Annotated in this window: 15 protein-coding genes; 10 read left to right on the top strand and 5 right to left on the bottom strand. The window is 61.2% G+C overall.

Features of this window, described 5'->3' with window-relative positions; genetic code table 11:
* Positions 1-2: 2 nt before the first annotated feature.
* The gene (locus EWR20_RS03460; RefSeq protein WP_129359020.1) at positions 3-806 is read right to left on the bottom strand and encodes a (Fe-S)-binding protein; all 804 of its coding nucleotides are present in this window, start codon (positions 804-806) and stop codon (positions 3-5) included.
* A gap of 421 nt (positions 807-1,227) precedes the next feature.
* Between EWR20_RS03460 and EWR20_RS03455 the strand changes: the two genes are divergently transcribed.
* Positions 1,228-2,892 (top strand): L-lactate permease, encoded by a 1,665-nt coding sequence (locus tag EWR20_RS03455; protein WP_129359018.1) that lies wholly within the window; start codon positions 1,228-1,230, stop codon positions 2,890-2,892.
* 36 nt (positions 2,893-2,928) lie between these two features.
* The gene (locus tag EWR20_RS03450; protein WP_129359016.1) at positions 2,929-3,660 is read left to right on the top strand and encodes a FadR/GntR family transcriptional regulator; all 732 of its coding nucleotides are present in this window, start codon (positions 2,929-2,931) and stop codon (positions 3,658-3,660) included.
* On the opposite strand, the gene EWR20_RS03445 is transcribed toward EWR20_RS03450, so the two are convergent.
* The 3 genes from EWR20_RS03445 to EWR20_RS03435 form a co-directional block, all read right to left on the bottom strand.
* On the bottom strand, positions 3,624-4,547 hold the full coding sequence (locus EWR20_RS03445; RefSeq protein WP_129359014.1) for a phosphoribosylaminoimidazolesuccinocarboxamide synthase: 924 nt from the start codon (positions 4,545-4,547) through the stop codon (positions 3,624-3,626). The two genes, EWR20_RS03450 and EWR20_RS03445, sit on opposite strands and share 37 nt — an antisense overlap.
* Before the next feature lie 73 nt (positions 4,548-4,620).
* Positions 4,621-5,913 carry a phosphoribosylamine--glycine ligase gene (gene purD, locus EWR20_RS03440; RefSeq protein ID WP_129359012.1) on the bottom strand — a complete coding sequence of 431 codons (1,293 nt, stop codon included), beginning with the start codon at positions 5,911-5,913 and terminating at the stop codon, positions 4,621-4,623.
* A gap of 91 nt (positions 5,914-6,004) precedes the next feature.
* Entirely contained in the window at positions 6,005-7,225 is a 1,221-nt protein-coding gene (locus tag EWR20_RS03435) for an LLM class flavin-dependent oxidoreductase (RefSeq protein WP_238147539.1), read from the bottom strand.
* Positions 7,226-7,370: 145 nt separating this feature from the next.
* Here EWR20_RS03435 and EWR20_RS03430 point away from each other — a divergent pair, with 145 nt between their 5' ends.
* From EWR20_RS03430 to EWR20_RS03420, 3 genes are read left to right on the top strand one after another with little or no spacing between them, the layout of a single operon-like run.
* Positions 7,371-8,420, top strand: coding sequence for an ABC transporter substrate-binding protein (locus tag EWR20_RS03430; RefSeq protein ID WP_129359010.1), 1,050 nt, complete (start codon positions 7,371-7,373; stop codon positions 8,418-8,420).
* A gap of 8 nt (positions 8,421-8,428) precedes the next feature.
* Positions 8,429-9,292, top strand: a complete 864-nt coding sequence (locus EWR20_RS03425) for an ABC transporter ATP-binding protein (protein WP_129359008.1) — start codon at positions 8,429-8,431, stop codon at positions 9,290-9,292.
* Positions 9,293-9,299: 7 nt separating this feature from the next.
* On the top strand, positions 9,300-10,169 hold the full coding sequence (locus EWR20_RS03420; RefSeq protein ID WP_129359006.1) for an ABC transporter permease: 870 nt from the start codon (positions 9,300-9,302) through the stop codon (positions 10,167-10,169).
* A gap of 108 nt (positions 10,170-10,277) precedes the next feature.
* On the opposite strand, the gene EWR20_RS03415 is transcribed toward EWR20_RS03420, so the two are convergent.
* Positions 10,278-10,895 carry a TetR/AcrR family transcriptional regulator gene (locus EWR20_RS03415; RefSeq protein WP_238147538.1) on the bottom strand — a complete coding sequence of 206 codons (618 nt, stop codon included), beginning with the start codon at positions 10,893-10,895 and terminating at the stop codon, positions 10,278-10,280.
* Between the two features lie 116 nt (positions 10,896-11,011).
* Here EWR20_RS03415 and EWR20_RS03410 point away from each other — a divergent pair, with 116 nt between their 5' ends.
* From EWR20_RS03410 to purF, 5 genes are all read left to right on the top strand, one after another.
* Positions 11,012-12,523 (top strand): MDR family MFS transporter, encoded by a 1,512-nt coding sequence (locus tag EWR20_RS03410; RefSeq protein ID WP_129359002.1) that lies wholly within the window; start codon positions 11,012-11,014, stop codon positions 12,521-12,523.
* A 128-nt stretch (positions 12,524-12,651) separates the two neighbouring features.
* Positions 12,652-13,647: an asparaginase gene (locus EWR20_RS03405; protein WP_129359000.1), complete on the top strand. Its 996-nt coding sequence runs from the start codon at positions 12,652-12,654 to the stop codon at positions 13,645-13,647.
* Positions 13,648-13,650: 3 nt separating this feature from the next.
* Positions 13,651-14,061 (top strand): sterol carrier family protein, encoded by a 411-nt coding sequence (locus EWR20_RS03400; RefSeq protein WP_129358998.1) that lies wholly within the window; start codon positions 13,651-13,653, stop codon positions 14,059-14,061.
* A complete protein-coding gene (locus EWR20_RS03395) occupies positions 14,058-14,414 on the top strand; it encodes an MFS transporter (protein WP_129358996.1) in 357 nt (118 codons plus the stop codon). The genes EWR20_RS03400 and EWR20_RS03395 overlap by 4 nt, the downstream gene beginning before the upstream one ends.
* A gap of 113 nt (positions 14,415-14,527) precedes the next feature.
* The gene (gene purF / locus EWR20_RS03390) at positions 14,528-16,177 is read left to right on the top strand and encodes an amidophosphoribosyltransferase (RefSeq protein WP_129358994.1); all 1,650 of its coding nucleotides are present in this window, start codon (positions 14,528-14,530) and stop codon (positions 16,175-16,177) included.
* The last annotated feature ends 6 nt before the right edge of the window (positions 16,178-16,183 follow it).

Raw genomic sequence — 16,183 nt, 5'->3', positions numbered from 1 at the left:
GGCTACTTTCCTCCTGTAGTGGTGGTCATCGCCACCGGGCCGGAGACTTCGAGCGGGTTTTCTTTGGTGCTGGCAAGGATCTCGGCGAAGTGGAGGGTCGTGACGTCGGATCCCTTGCGCGAGAGGGCCCCATCGATATTCATGAGGCAGGAGACGTCACCTCCCGCGCACAACTCGGCGCCCGTCGATTCGATGTTCTTGACCTTGTCCGCAGTCATTGCCCCGGACGTATCAGCGTTCTTGAAGGAGAACGTACCGCCGAAACCGCAGCACTGGTCGATGTCGGGAAGCTCAGCGAATTCCAGACCCTCCACGGTACGCACCAGGTCCGATTGGCGCGTGCCCAGCTTCATGATCCGCATGCCATGGCAACTCGAATGGAACGTGACCTTGTGCGGGAAGTAGGAACCGAGTTGCTCCGCGGCGTTCGTGATCCCCAAGACGTCGATCAGCAGCTTTGACAATTCGAAGGTCTTGCCTGCAACCTCTTCGGCTGCAATGGCTGTTCCCTCGTCACCGGCGTGCCGAGCAATCATTGGCTGCTGGTGTCCCAGGGAAACCACGCATGAGGCCGAGGGCGCGACGGCGACATCGTAGTCCCAGTCCGAGAACGACTCGACGTGGTTCTTGACGATGGGGTACGCGTCGTCGAAATAGCCACTGTTGACGTGCATTTGGGAACAACACGTCTGGCCGGGAGGGAAAATCACGTCGTGGCCGAGGCGTTCCAGGATGTCCACGGTCGCCTGGGCGACCCGCGGGTACATCGCGTCGACGATGCACGTTGAGAAAAGTGCGATCCGCATGGCGTCTCCATTTCAATAAGTGCGGGCCATTCTCCTCAGAATGGGACCAGGAGGATGCCCGCAAGACGCTCCCCACCTTAGTGACAATTTATTAACGACCTCCAATAAGGAGCACCTAAGTTACTCGAATCGCACCTGGGAAACCTTAACTGGCGCGTCATTTCAGGAAACACGACCGAATTAGAAAAGGTTTTTGTAACCTAAAAGCCTACTGCGCGACTACCGTGCCCGCGTCGCACTCCATCCACACTTACTCCGGTTTTGATTTCGTCAAGAACATCGGTATGGTGTCGGTCTGACCACAGAGTAATGCGGGACACACACCCCTATGAGCTCCTCAGCATTAGTGGCTTACTTCACTCACTGCATCAGCGTTGATGCTCGTCGAAACGCGTGCGTCAACCCACTCCAAGGAGACCGCGTGGACACATTCACAGCCACCACCAACGCCGTCGGCGGGTCGATAGGGCTCTCGGCGCTCGTCGCGATACTTCCACTCCTGGCCTTTTTCATCATGCTGCTCGGAGTCAAAGCCAGCGCGCATATCTCTGCACTCACGGCCCTTCTCGTATCCATCATCGTCGCGGTCATCGGCTTCAACATGCCGTTGGGACTGACCTTGATGTCGGGGACCCAGGGACTCGCTTATGGCGCGTTCCCCATCGTCTGGATCATCGTTACGGCGCTGTGGTTCTACCAGGTCACGGTCGAGTCCGGACGTTTCGAGGACCTTCGTCTGACCTTCGACCGCATCGGCGGCGGAGACATTCGCATCCAGGCAATACTGATCGCCTTCTGCTTCGGCGGGCTTCTCGAGGCCCTCGCCGGTTTCGGGGCCCCCGTCGCGATCACCGCGACCATGATTCTTGCCCTGGGCGTCAAGCCGCTGCGAGCAGCGGTCACCGTCCTGGTCGCCAACACCGCGCCGGTGGCCTTTGGCGCTCTGGCCATTCCGATCACCACCGCCGGAACCCTTACCGGTGAGAACCCGGCACATATCGGCGCCATCGTCGGCCATCAGGCCCCATTCGTCGCCGCGATCGTTCCGTTCATCCTCCTCTGGCTCCTCGACGGATTCCGAGGAGTTCGGGAGGCCTGGCCCGCAGCCCTGGTCATCGGTCTCTCCTTCGGCATCGCACAGTGGTGGTCGGCGACGCACTTCTCGTATGAGTTGACCGACATCGTGGCTTGCCTCGTGTCCCTCGGCGTCGCCGTGTTGTTCCTCAAGGTGTGGAAGCCGCGCGGCACGGAGGCATTCCGTGAACGCTTCGGCATCAAGGCCCCTCCGGCCTCAGAGAAGCTCAAGCCTGTCCGGGTTTGGATGGCGCTGCTGCCCTATCTGGTAGTCGTCGGTGTCTTCGCGATCGGCAAATTGTGGAAGGCAGGAGTCAGCATTCCCGCGGCTCTGGCGAAGACGGACATCAAGATCCCGTGGCCCCTCACATCCGGAAACATCGTCACCGCGGCCGGCAAACCGATTTCCGGCACCACCTTCAACTTCCAATGGCTGTCCAATCCGGGAACCATGCTGCTCATAGCAGGCTTGATCGTGACGGTGCTCTACGGCATATTCAACGAGAAGGGCCGTTACAAACTGGGCTTCGGCCACGCTATAGCCCAGCTCTGGTACTGCTTCTACCGCATGCGGTGGTCGGCTCTGACGATCGTTTCGGTCCTTGCCCTCGCGTACGTCATGAACTTCTCGGGACAGACCGTGTCCATCGGAACGTATCTGGCCTCGTTGGGCGGGATCTTTGCTTTCCTCGCGCCCACACTTGGCTGGCTGGGAACCGCGGTAACCGGATCAGACACCTCGGCCAATGCGCTGTTCTCGAACCTGCAACACACCGCGGCCTCCAACGCCGGGCTGGACCCGAACCTCATGCTCGCGGCCAACACCAGCGGCGGTGTCGTCGGCAAAATGATCTCTCCGCAGTCCCTCGCCATTGCGGCTACCGCTGTTGAAATGGAGGGCAAGGAATCGGAAATCTTCAAGAAGGTTGTGCCCTGGTCCCTCGCCATGCTCCTGATCATCTGCACCCTCGTGTTCTTGCAGTCCAACGTCTTGTCCTGGATGCTGCCTTAAACACCTAGTGACGATGCGAAGCTAGGGTTGTCTTCTGTGGAGAACAAGACCTACAGCATCGTGCTAAAGAACATCGAGGACCGGCTGCGCAGTGGCGAACTTTCCGTGGGCGACCGGCTCCCCTCGGAGCGCACTCTCGCGGAAGAGTTCGGCATTTCTCGGGCTTCTGTCAGAGAAGCAATTCGAGTCCTGGACGCGATGGGCCTCGTCCGTTCAGGCGTCGGCTCTGGCCCCAGCGCAGGAGCGGTTGTCGTTTCCGAACCTTCCGCCGCCCTTGGCTGGGGCCTTCGCATGCACTTGGCGTCCAACTTCCTGCCTGTGCGAGACGTGGTGTCGACCCGCGAGCAATTGGAGTCCCAAGCCGCGGCGGAGGCCGCGACCCGCTGGTCGAACACACAGGACAAAGTGGTGCTGACCAAGGCAAACCGCTTTCTCGACGAGATGGACGACCCCCTGTTGCCGGATGCCCGCTTCCACGAGTTGGATGCGCAATTCCATTTGCTCATTTCAAGCCTCGGAGGGAACGTCGTGATCACCACAATCTTGGATTCCCTACGTCAAGCCACCGTCGGTTACGTTCGAGAAGGAGTTCCTCGTCTCGGAGATTGGCCCAAGGTTCGACGCCGTCTCCAGGAACAGCATCGAGGCATCCTTGCCGCGGTTCGCGAACGCCGACCCGAAACGGCTGCCGAGCGCGTTCGCGAACACATCCAGTGGTTTTATGGGGTCGCTTACGCGGAGAATTCGAGGCCGGTCAATTTTTCGTAGGCCTCGACGTAACGTGCGCGGGTCTTGTCAACGATTTCCGCAGGCAACTCGGGCGGCGTCGACGATCCGTCCCATCCAGAAGCTTCGGAGGACAACCAATCCCGCACGAATTGCTTATCGAAGCTGGGTTGCGGCCGTCCCGGGCCCCACTGTGCGCCGTCCCAGAACCGTGACGAATCCGGGGTGAGGACCTCGTCGCCCAAGGTTACTTCCCCGCGGTAGGAGTCCAGCCCGAACTCAACCTTGGTGTCCGCCAGAATGATTCCGCGTTCACGGGCTATTTTTTCTGCGGTCCCGTAGATATAGAGCGTCAGTTCCCGGATTCTCTCGCCCATCGCGCGGCCGACGGCATCCGTCATTTCTTCGTATGTGATGGCTTCGTCGTGCTCACCGACCTCAGCCTTTCCCGTAGGCGTGAAAATGGGTTCTTCCAGGCGGGATCCGTTGACCAAGCCGTCCGGCAACTCGATTCCGCATATTGCGCCGGTGCGCCGATATTCCTTGAGGCCCGAGCCCGTCAGATAGCCTCGGGCGATGCACTCGACCGGGAACATCGACAGCGACTTGCAGATCATTGCTCGGCCCGCCACTTCGTCCGGGACATTGGTCGAGAGCACGTGGTTTGGTACCTGATCGAGTTGCTCGAACCACCAGAGGCTGAGCTGGGTCAGAATTTTTCCCTTGTCAGGGATGGGCGTAGCCAGGATGTGATCATATGCGCTGACCCGGTCCGTGGCCACGACCATGACGGACCCAGCGCGAGTCTCGGCGTTGTCGGCAAAGGAACAGCCGATGACGTCGTTGCCCTCCTCGGGGACGTAAAGGTCCCTGACCTTGCCAGAATAGATGTGCTTCCAGCCCGGAATGGTGGTGGGCTCTGGGGACATGCGCTGCGCTCCTGGGTGTGTGATTGATGTGCAGCCCCACGCCGCACGCGCGAGGCCCGATGCGAAGTGAAATCTATAAGGTAGGCACTTGGATCTGGCCTGCCGCGGCTTTCTGCGCGATATCTCGCCGGTACTGCGCGCCTTTCCAAGCGATCTTCTCGGCTCCCCTGTAGGCCCTGCTTCGGGCGTCTTCGAGGTCCTCCCCCAACGCAACGACGGCGAGAACTCGTCCCCCCGAAGTCACCACGGATGTGGTCCCGCTCAGCGACCGCTCGCGCCGGGTGCCCGCGTGCATGACCGAAACGCCCTCCAGGGCTTCCGCCTCCTCGAGTCCGGAGATTTCGTCACCCTTGCGCGGAGTATCGGGGTAATTCTCGGCGGCCATGACCACGTCGACCGCGGTGCGAAGGTCCCACCGGAGGGATTCCCGCCCGTCGAGTTCGCCTTGGGCTGCGGCAAGAAGCAGTTGGCCCAGGGGCGTCTTGAGACGGGCCAGCACCGCCTGGGTCTCCGGGTCTCCAAAGCGAGCATTGAATTCGATGACTCGGATCCCACGACTTGTCAGGGCCAATCCGCAGTACAGCACGCCCACGAAGGGAGTCCCACGGTCCGCCATCACGTCAACCGTTGGCTGGGCGACGCGCCGGACGACCTCTTCGGTGAAGTCTTCGGGAAGCCACGGCAACGGGGTGTATGCCCCCATCCCTCCGGTGTTGGGGCCCTCGTCGTCATCGTGGATTCGTTTGAAATCCTGCGCCGGACTGAGCGGGACCGTTCGTTGCCCATCGCAGATCACGAACAGTGAAACTTCTGGACCGTCCAAGAATTCCTCGATGACGACCGACGAGCCGGCGTCAAAACAGGATTGGGCGTGAGCCAGAGCCTCATCGCGATCCTCCGTAACGACCACGCCTTTGCCGGCAGCAAGGCCGTCGTCTTTGACGACGTACGGCGCACCAAAAGCGTCAAGGCATTCCCTGACGGTCGCGGCGTCATGAGCGACGCGGGCCATGGCAGTCGGAACATTGGCCTCGGCCATGACTTCTTTGGCGAAGGCTTTCGAACCTTCCAGCTGGGCGGCGTCGGCGTTCGGACCGAATACCGGGAATCCGGCTTCACGCAGGGCATCGGCGACTCCTGCAACCAACGGAGCTTCGGGTCCTACGACGATCAGGTCCGCGTCCAGCCTTTCCGCCAGGGCCGTTGCCTCTTCGGGGCTGTTGGCGTCGATGGCATGAGTCGGAACGACAGCGGCGATTCCCGCATTGCCGGGAGCCGAATGTACTTCCGTGACCGCCGGGTCGCGCAGGAGCGCAGCGATAATTGCGTGTTCACGCCCGCCCGGGCCAAGCACCAAAACCTTCATAGAGCAACAATAGCGAATAGGTAACGACGAGTACGCATCGCGTGCTATCGGGCCCGGCTGGAGCGGTTAATACAGCTACATCCTGCGAAGACTAGATGAGTCCGTCGGACTCGAGCAGGGGCCGAACCCCTTCACCGAACCAGAATGCTTCTTCAAGGCACGGATACCCGGAGAGCACGAATTCGTCGAATCCGACCGATACGTATTCCTTGATCAAGTCGGCCACCTCTCGGTGGGATCCCACCAGTGCCGTTCCGGCTCCGCCGCGGACCAGTCCGACACCGGCCCACAGCCCGGGGTGGATCTCCAAGTCGGAGGAGGAGCCTCCGTGCAGATCAAGCATCCGACGCTGGCCCTCCGACTCGGATTTTCGCAGGGCCTCTTGCTGCTTCCGAATCAGTGCGGGGTCGATATTGGCCAGCATTTTCTCTGCCACGGCCCAGGCCTCGGCCGAGGTATCCCTCGAAATCGTGTGCAATCTTATACCGAACCGGACCGTGCGCCTTTGTTCCTCGGCCAGGCCCCGGATCCAATCGATCTTCTCCTTCGCTTGCTGCGGCGGCTCGCCCCAGGTGAGGTACACGTCCGAGTGCGCCGCGGCAACGCGCCCTGCCGCCGGAGACGAACCGCCGAAGTAGATTTCCGGGCGCGGCTCGGGCGGGTACGCCAACCGAGCTTGTTCGACGCGGACATGCTCACCGGCGTAGTCGAAGGGTTCTTCGTGATCCCACAGCCGGCCGACGACATCCAGGAATTCACCGGTTCGTTCATAGCGGCCCTCTTTGTCATTGAAGTCGCCAAAGGCTTTCTGCTCGGCCGATTCGCCACCTGTCACGATGTTGATATTGAGGCGGCCCTTGGTCATGTCCTGATACGTGGCCGCCATCTGAGCGCCCAAGGTCGGCGAGATGGCGCCCGGCCGAAACGCGACCAAGAACTTCAGCGTCTCGGTGTGCTGGGAAATTGCGGCCGTGGTCAGCCATGAATCCTGGCACCACAAGCCCGTTGGCGTCAGGACGGACTCGAATCCGTTGTACTCGGCGGCTTGAGCCACTTGAGTCAGGTAGCGCAAGGAGGGAGGACGGATCGCAGCCGTACCCTGGACTTCCGCACCGTGGCCGCCGCCGACAACGCCCCGGGAGTCGGAGCTCGTCGGCAAGAACCAATGCAGTTTTATCGCGCCCATGGAATTCCTTAGGTTCGTGATCTTGATTTGCTCGACACGGTACGCCCCCACGTACACGGCCGAAATCACTGACGACATGCGGAGAAAAACGGCGTCATAAATTACACCCAATTCCGTCTTTTCCATTTCTTACCTGCTTATTGATGTGGGAGAAGCGGATTCGTATTGTCTATTTTCAATAATTATCGGGAATCTGAATATAGATGAGCCGAGTCGTATTCAGGCACCCTGCAAAACCAGTTGATACCAATTTCCGTGGAGGAGAACACCCATGGTCGCCCCAGCTACTCCCCCGAATTCCCCACCCGGCCGCCGCCTTATCGGAAGGCGAAGGGCTTTGTCGGGCCTGGCCGGGTTGGCCGGAATCGCTGCCACGGCGTCGCTCGCCGGTTGCGGGCAGTCCTCCCAAGCCGCAGAGGCCAACCGGGTGGTGCGATATCAGGGTTGGCCCCAGACAGTGCTGTTCGCCGAGCTCGCCCAGGATCTGGGGTACCTGCCCATGGCGGAGCTGAAGTACATCGGCAATACGACGAGCGGACCACAGGACATACAGACCGTTGCGACGGGAGATTCCGACATCGGGCACGCCTTTTCCGGAGCCGTGATCAAACTGGTCGAGGCAGGAATTCCAATTCGGGCGGCATCCAATTATTACGGCTCAGACGAAGAGACTTATGTCGGGCTCTACTCTTCGAATGACGGAGACATCAAGAACCCTCTGGACCTCGTCGGAAAAACCGTAGGAATGAATACTTTGGGCGCACACTCCGAAGCTTTTATTTTTCAGTTGTTGGAGCATTCCGGCGCCACCCCCGAGCAGGTCAAGAACGTCACTTTGGTCCCCATCCCTCCCAGCGACATCGAAATCTCCATTCTTCGGGGTCACATCGACGCGGGTGTGATCGACGGCATCGCGCAGGATCTCGTCCGAGAGCACGGAACCCTCCGTGAGTTGGCCCGCGATGTCGACCTTTTCGGCAAATTTCCCGCTGGCCAGATGGTCATGCGCCAGGAATGGATCGACCAGAATCCGGACCTCGCCCGGGAGGTGGCCCACGGCTCCGACCGAGCCGTTCGCTGGGCCACCGAACAGCCTCGCGAAACGGTCGTCGAGCGCATGGTCAAGATCGTCAGCAACCGAGGCCGGGGCGAAGATCCCGCTCCCCTCCAGTATTGGAAATCCACGGGACTCACCCAGGGCGGAATCATGCAGGACAACGATTTTGCCCGGTGGGAAGAGTGGCTCCGTACTCGGAAAATCGTCAGCCAGCCGGTCGAGCCGGGAAAGTACTACACCAATGATCTCATCCGGCAGTCTTGAGGAGTCCCATGAGCGAGCATGTACCGAAAATAGAAATCAAAGGTCTCGGCAAGGAGTTCTCCACGCCAGGCCAGTCTGCGTCAACGCCCACGATCACGACCGTTCTGGACAATATCGATTTCAGTATCGAGCAGGGTCAATTCGTCACTCTGGTCGGCCCCTCCGGGTCTGGTAAAACGACGATCCTCGACCTATTGGCCGGGTTGACCTCGGCGACTACGGGGCAGATCTTGATCGATGGAAAGCCTCTTCGGGGGCCGGGACGCAATCGCGGCGTCGTTTTTCAGCAATACGCGTTGTTGCCGTGGAAGTCTGCCCGGGACAATGTGGTGTTCGTTCTCAAGAACACCGTGGACAAAGGTTCGCGTCTCAAAGCGCACGACCTACGTGTCAAGGCAGACCGCTTTCTTCGGTTGGTAGGTCTGGACGGATACGAAGACCGGTATCCGCATCAACTGTCCGGGGGAATGAAGCAGCGGGTCGCAATCGCGCGGGCGCTGTCCTACGAGCCGGAGATTCTCCTGATGGACGAGCCGTTCGGCGCGCTCGATGCCCAAACCAGGGAGACTCTTCAGAGCGAGTTGATCCGCATTTGGCAGGACACCGGGACGACGGTCCTGTTCATCACCCACTCGGTCGAAGAGGCCGTATACCTGGGCCAGCGCGTCGTCGTCCTGGAATCCCGGCCCGGTCGGGTCAAAGACGTCGTCGAGGTCGGAAACCATACGGTCGAACCCGGACGGGACGTACGTTCGAGCGAAACCTTCGTCAGGGCACGCCACGAGGTGTGGAGCCTACTGCACACTTCAGCGTCCGAAAAACCGGCCTCCCCGGAGGCCGAGACAGAACCCGCAACCGCCGGTACGCGTTAGGAATCCCATGAGCACCATAACTGCGCAAGCATCTGTTGATTCCGCATCGCCCACGTCACCGGACGCGGCCCGTGCCCCTTCGCCCGGCGGCCGCCCCCGTGGGCCGGCTAAACGGCGGCCGAGGCTCCGGAAAACTGTTCTGGGTTCCATTCCCATCGTCCTTTTCGCTGTGCTCTGGGAATTCGCTCCGCTTCTCGGAAGCCCAACCTTCCAGGTTTTCCTTCCGCGATTCCATGTGGTGGTCGGCGCGTGGTGGGATCTTCTGGTATCGGGCGAACTGTGGTCGCATTTCTCGGCCAGCCTCGCCCGGTCGTTGGTAGGATTTGCGATCGCCACGGTCCTCGGAATCGCATTCGGTCTGGTCATCGGCTGGTACCGGGCCGCCTACGAGATGCTGAACCCGCTTCTGGAGATTTTCCGAAACACGGCCGCACTGGCTCTGCTGCCAGTCTTCGTTCTGCTTCTGGGGATCGGAGAGCTGTCCAAGGTGGTCATTGTCATCTACGCGGCGTTCTTCCCGGTTCTGCTCAACACGGCGGCCGGTCTCAAAACGGTGGACCCGCTCTTGATCCGTTTCGGAAAGACGCTCGGGCTGAGCCAAGCGGCACTGTTCCGGCACATCATTCTCCCCGCGGCCGTCCCGACGATCTTCACAGGGATTCGCATCGCGGGTTCGGCCGCGATTCTGGTGCTCATCGCGGCGGAGATGGTCGGGGCGAAGTCCGGTCTGGGGTTCCTCATCACCTCCAGTCAGAACAGCTTCCTGATCCCGCAGATGTATTCCGGCGTCCTGACCATTGCGCTGCTGGGACTGATCGTGAATTCGCTGTTGGTTGGGCTGGAATCGCGCTTCTCCCGGTGGCGCACGGATCAGTAGGATCGGACCGTCAAGCGGGCCGATCGGGCGGCCGGGATCGCACCGATCATCACGGAGCAATCAGGGCATATCTGGATGCTTGACTCGCCGTTCCCATCCGGCAACACATTATCGAGGCCATAGCCCCGTACCGATGACCCTCCGCAACTGCGCGCGGCATTCGCGGTAGACATCTACTGGTTCCTTCGCTGTCCCCTGGATAGCCAATTCGCCCCATTGTCGCCAGGCTACGTGCCACCCCATCAGGGCCGTCTCGCAGATCAGGAGCCCTTGAAGCCCTACGTAGTCGGGAAGCTGTTCCCTGAGTCGGTCGAGGAGTCGCTCGAGGAGCTCTTTTTCCTGTCCCGTGGCCGCCATATTGAACTCCGGGTCGGTCGCCAAGAGCCGAGAGATCCGACGGTGGTCCTCGATTTCGGACGCGGTTGGTTCGGACAGGGTCGCGTCCATCATGGCTTCCACAGTTTCGAGGACCGCGGTCGGCTCGGAGGCCGAGAATTCCACTCGGTCGATGGCCCGCACCATGGTGCGTTGGATCGGCAACGCGGCTTCTTCCTTGGTCGAGAAGTAACGGAAAAAGGTGCGTGGAGAAACACCTGCTCGAGCCGCGATCTCCGGAACTGTCGTCGCCCGGACGCCTTGCTGTTCGAAGAGTTCCAAGGCCGCACGGTGTATCTCCCGTTCGGTCTGCAGCTTGCGTCGAGTTCGCAAGTCAACCGTCTGATCCATGGGGACCTCCTTCGACATTACGGCCATGTCAAATATCACACGCCTATGGCACTTACGCCAAAGTGGCACTCCGTGACATTATCGGTGTTCACCCCTCACAGAAATCAGGTATGTGCATGTCCCCTGGTCCTTCGCCAGCGAGCCCGCAAACAGGGCAATTCTCGGAAGTCGTCGCCGCCGAGGCGCGAGCCACCCCCGAGGAACAACCCGAGGCGCTCCCGACCAAACACATCGTTGGCGTATTGGCTGTACTCGTAGTCTCCGCCCTCATCATGATCCTCAACGAGACGGTCCTGACCGTCGCCCTGCCGGACATTATGGCGGACTTCGATATCAGCGCCGCCACCGCGCAGTGGCTCACCACCGGATTCCTCCTCACGATGGCCTGCATCATTCCGACGACGGGCTGGATGCTCGAGCGATTCACCATCAAGCGTCTCTTCCTGGTCGCACTGTCGCTCTTCGTTGTGGGTACGGCAATGGCCGCCTTCGCACCGAATTTCGCGACGATTCTTGCCGGACGCGTCATTCAGGCGGGTGGCACGGGCATTGTTCTGCCTCTCCTCATGACCTCCACACTGATCATGGTCCCCCCGGCACACCGAGGAACCGTCATGGGCCTCAACTCGGTTGTCATCGCGGTGGCCCCTGCCGTTGGCCCGACTCTCTCCGGAATCATTGTCAACGCGCTGAGCTGGCACTGGGTTTTCCGCATGATGCTCCCGCTGGGCGTCATCGTCCTGCTCGTCGGTTTCTTCCTCCTCAAGCCCACTGGCCACACCCGGAAGCTCCCCTTGGACCTGGCTTCCGTCGTACTGGCAGTTCTGGGCTTCGGTGGCATCGTGTACGCGATGGGCTCCGTGAGTGCAATCGCAAAGGGCCACTTGACCCCGCTGATCGGTTTGGTCGTCGGCATCATCGCGCTGGTCCTCTTCGCCTCACGCCAACGGAAACTTCAGAAGGCATCCGGATCGGCTTTGCTGGATCTGCGCCCCTTTGCAGTGCACAACTTCCGGCTAGCGGTTTCCGTGCTCATGATCGCGATGGCCGTGATGTTGGGATCCGTTATGGTCCTGCCGATCCTGATGCAGTCCGGTATGGGCATCAATGTGATGACGGTCGGGCTGGTCATGTTGCCCGGCGGTCTCGTGCAAGGTCTGTTGTCACCGCTGATCGGGCGCGTTTACGACAAATTCGGGCCTCGTCCCATGGTCATTCCCGGCACGGTCATGCTCACCGCCGGGCAGTGGCTCTTCTTCCTGATTCACCCGGATACCAGCGTCGGATTCATCGTCGGGGTTCACATTGTCTTCAGCCTCGGCATGGCCATGATCATGACGCCGATGATGACCGTCGCCTTGGGATCTCTGCCTCAGAGCCTCTATAGCCACGGTTCGGCCATCATGAACACCCTGCAACAACTCGGTGGGGCCACGGGCACGGCGATCCTGACCGCGGCTCTGACCGTGGGCACCGGAATCGCCGTCGCCGCAGGCTCTTCGGCCGGTGAGGCACAGGTCAGCGGCTCTCACGCGGCCTTCTTCGTCGGAGGGGTTCTGGGCATTGTTGCGGTCATCGTGGCCCCCTTCATCCACAAGATCAGGGAAACACACCTCCGGATCGACTAGTGCGGCGTCCGATAGAGATCGGGGCGGCATCGACGCGGACAGACTTCCACCACGATGCCGCCGGCCTTTGTGTTCACCGGACGGGTGGGCACAGCCGTTGCACGGGCGGCCGTGGAACAATGACTTCTATGCAGACTTTCAGCTGGGAAAATGCGGCCGAGCTGGCCGTCGTCGAGCGGAGCGGCTTCGTGGAGTCCCGCCACATTGGCGCGGCCGCGGTGGTCTCACCCGAAGGCGAAATCGTCCACGCTGTCGGCGACGCCGATGCCCCGATCTTCCCCCGCTCGACTCTCAAACCGTTTCAGGCCATCGCCTCGCTCAAGGCGGGCGCTCCCTTGCGCGGCGCGGAGGTAGCCATCGCCGCAGGTTCGCACGAGGGCTCATTCGAACAGATCCAAGTGGTCGCGGACATCCTGCAGGATGCGGGGCTCTCGCCGCGCGATCTGCAGTGCCCCGAGGCCTTCCCCAAGGACGAACGCGCGCACTCCTACTTGCTCACGCATGACATGGGAAAACAACGTATCGCGTTCAACTGCTCCGGAAAGCACGCCGCATTCCTTGCGGCTTGTGTCCACAACGAGTGGGACACCGGGACATATTTGGAACCGGACCACCCATTACAGCGACTCGTTATGGAGATCGTGGAAGAGTTCACGGGCGAACCGGTCCAGACCATCGGTGTGGATGGATGCGGCGCACCCGTTCCGGCATTCAGCTTGAACGGTTTGGCGCGGGCATACGGAACTCTGGGCGAGGGAATACGCAACATCAAGGCGGATGCCCGAACCGCGACCTTGGCGACCGCCATGGCCGATTATCCGGAAATGGTCCAGAACCACGGCAAACCCAACACCCTCGTCATGGAAGAGCTCGACGTCATCGCCAAATTCGGCGCGGAAGGGGTCTTGGCCATCGGCACTCGGGACGGCGCGGCGGTAGCGGTCAAGTCGTTGGACGGATCCTTCAGAGCTGTCACGCTGGTAGCCCTGACTCTCCTGGCTCGGCAGGGCTACATCGCCCAGGATTCGGTCGAAGCGCTCCTGCCCCGCGTGCTCCAGCCCATCACGGGCGGAGGCAAGCCGGTCGGCCAGGTGCGGCTCGGATCCGCGTTCGAGGAGGCTTGACCCATGGCACGGCGCAAGATCACCGACGACGTCGGCCTGGCAGCGCTCCGTTCGTGGGAATCCGACCCCACGGCGACGGACCGTAAGACCAAAGCCGCTGCCGTCCGATACGCTCTCGAGGAATTGGCTCACCGCGCCCCCGGCAATTCGGTCGAGGTCCGAGTCCCGCCATTCGGCGTCACTCAGGCCATCGAAGGCCCGCGGCATACCCGCGGCACTCCCCCGAACGTCGTCGAGACTACTGCGGATACGTGGTTGGGCCTTGTTACCGGCCTCATGACTTGGGAAGAGGCCCGCGCAGGCGGCACGGTGGATGCGTCTGGGAACCGTAGCGACCTCTCATCCCTCCTACCCCTCTTCTCAACCCGGACCGCGATGAAGCGCGCCTCGGAAAAAGGTAACCTGAAGCAATGACCGAATCCTCTTCTGCTCACCCAGAATCCGACGAGCCCTTGGCCCCCGGGGAGTCTCCGAATCCTGACCGTGGTCCCTCCGAACGCGAGGTGCTCGTCCGTCGCGCGCCCTCGGTCATTGCCTTCCTCATCACCGGCCTGGTGCTGGGCCTGATCGTCGCCGCGATCTCAACTTTCTTGGGCCCGGCGGACCAGAAATACACCCTTGGCGCAATCTTCGGCATGATGGCCGTCATCTTCGGAACCCTGGGCGCAGTTCTCGGCGCCGTTGTCGGGCTGATCGCCGACAGAATTTCCCGGAAGAAAGCCACAAGGTTCCGCGCGGTACGCATCGACGACGATCCTGAAGACTGATTCACCTCTCGCAGGACGGCTGGTTCCGGATAGACTTGGACTCGTTCCCGCTGCTCAGCGCCGGCGGCAACGGCGTTGAAGAACACTGACCGCACATTCAGGAAGAAGCTTTCGTGGTTCGACCCGACGGAAAACTGTCACACGACCTCCACCCAGAGGACAAAGGCCCCCAGGACGAATGCGGTGTTTTTGGTGTCTGGGCTCCGGGCGAGGACGTAGCGACTCTCACCTATTTCGGTCTTTACGCATTACAGCACCGCGGGCAGGAGTCCGCGGGCATCGCGACGAGTAACGGCGAACGCATCTCGGTGTACAAGGACATGGGCCTGGTTTCGCAAGTATTCGACGAAACCATCCTCGGCACGCTCGGCGGGCACATGGCAATCGGTCATTGCCGTTACGCCACCACCGGCGCGACCACGTGGGCCAATGCCCAGCCGACCCTCGGATCAACGCCGCATGGCACCGTTTCTCTCGCGCACAACGGCAATCTCACCAATTCGGCGGATCTCTACGATCGGCTCATCGACAAGTCAGGTTTCCCATCAGCAGGTGAAGTCGCTCAAGGAAATACCACCGATACCGCGTTGGTCACCTCGCTCCTCGCAGAGCACCCACACGATTCGCTCGAGGAAGCAGCAATGGAGCTGCTCCCCACCTTGCAAGGCGCGTTCTGCCTCACTCTGATCGACGAGAACACGCTTTATGCTGCCCGTGATGCTTACGGCGTCCGTCCACTCGTTCTCGGCCGCCTCGATCGCGGGTGGGTCGTGGCCTCGGAGTCGGCTGCTTTGGACATCGTAGGTGCAACCTATGTCCGCGATGTCGAGCCCGGTGAATTCATCGCGATCGACGAAGACGGCGTGCGTTCCCGCCGATTCGCCGAGCCGACGCCGGCAGGTTGCGTGTTCGAGCACGTGTATCTGTCGCGTCCGGATGCGGTGATCAACGGCCGCGCGGTGTACGAGTCTCGCGTCGAAATGGGCCGCCAGCTAGCACGAGAACATGGCGTCGAAGCCGATTTGGTCATGCCCACCCCCGAATCCGGAGTCCCTGCTGCCATCGGTTTCGCAGAAGAATCAGGGATTCCGTACGGAAACGGTCTGGTCAAGAACTCGTACGTCGGCCGAACCTTCATCCAGCCGACCCAGACGATGCGGCAAATGGGGATTAAACTCAAGCTGAATCCGTTGCGCAGTGTCGTTGCGGGTAAAAAACTGGTCGTCGTCGACGATTCGATCGTTCGCGGCAATACTCAGAGGGCTCTGGTGCGGATGCTCCGCGAAGCCGGTGCAGCCGAGGTCCACGTCCGTATTTCGTCCCCGCCGGTCAAGTGGCCTTGCTTCTACGGGATCGACTTCGCCTCCCGGGCCGAGCTGATCGCCAACGGTATGTCCGTCGATGAAATCGGCAAGTCCCTCGGCGCGGATTCACTCGGGTACATCTCGGAAGACGGAATGATCCAGTCCACCGAGCAGCCCAGGCATCGGCTGTGCACCGCGTGCTTCACGGGCGATTATCCCATTGCTCTGCCCGACGCCGATCGTCTGGGTAAGAACTTCTTCGATGCGCATCGTTCCTCGTCCACGGGCCCGACGGCGTCGGCGCGGGCCCAGCGTCCGGCCTCGTCCGACAACTCGGCGTCCAGAGACACGCAAGAAGACGAGCAGGTGATGGCCGAGAACTCCTCGTGCGAACCCGGCCCGGACTCGGACCTGGAATCGCTGGTTCTCCCCGAAGACCGAGCTCCGCACAAGAACTGACAGCAC

This window comes from Rothia uropygioeca (genome assembly GCF_004136585.1).
GTDB lineage: Bacteria > Actinomycetota > Actinomycetes > Actinomycetales > Micrococcaceae > Rothia.
This window is presented reverse-complemented; position numbering and strand designations above follow the sequence as displayed.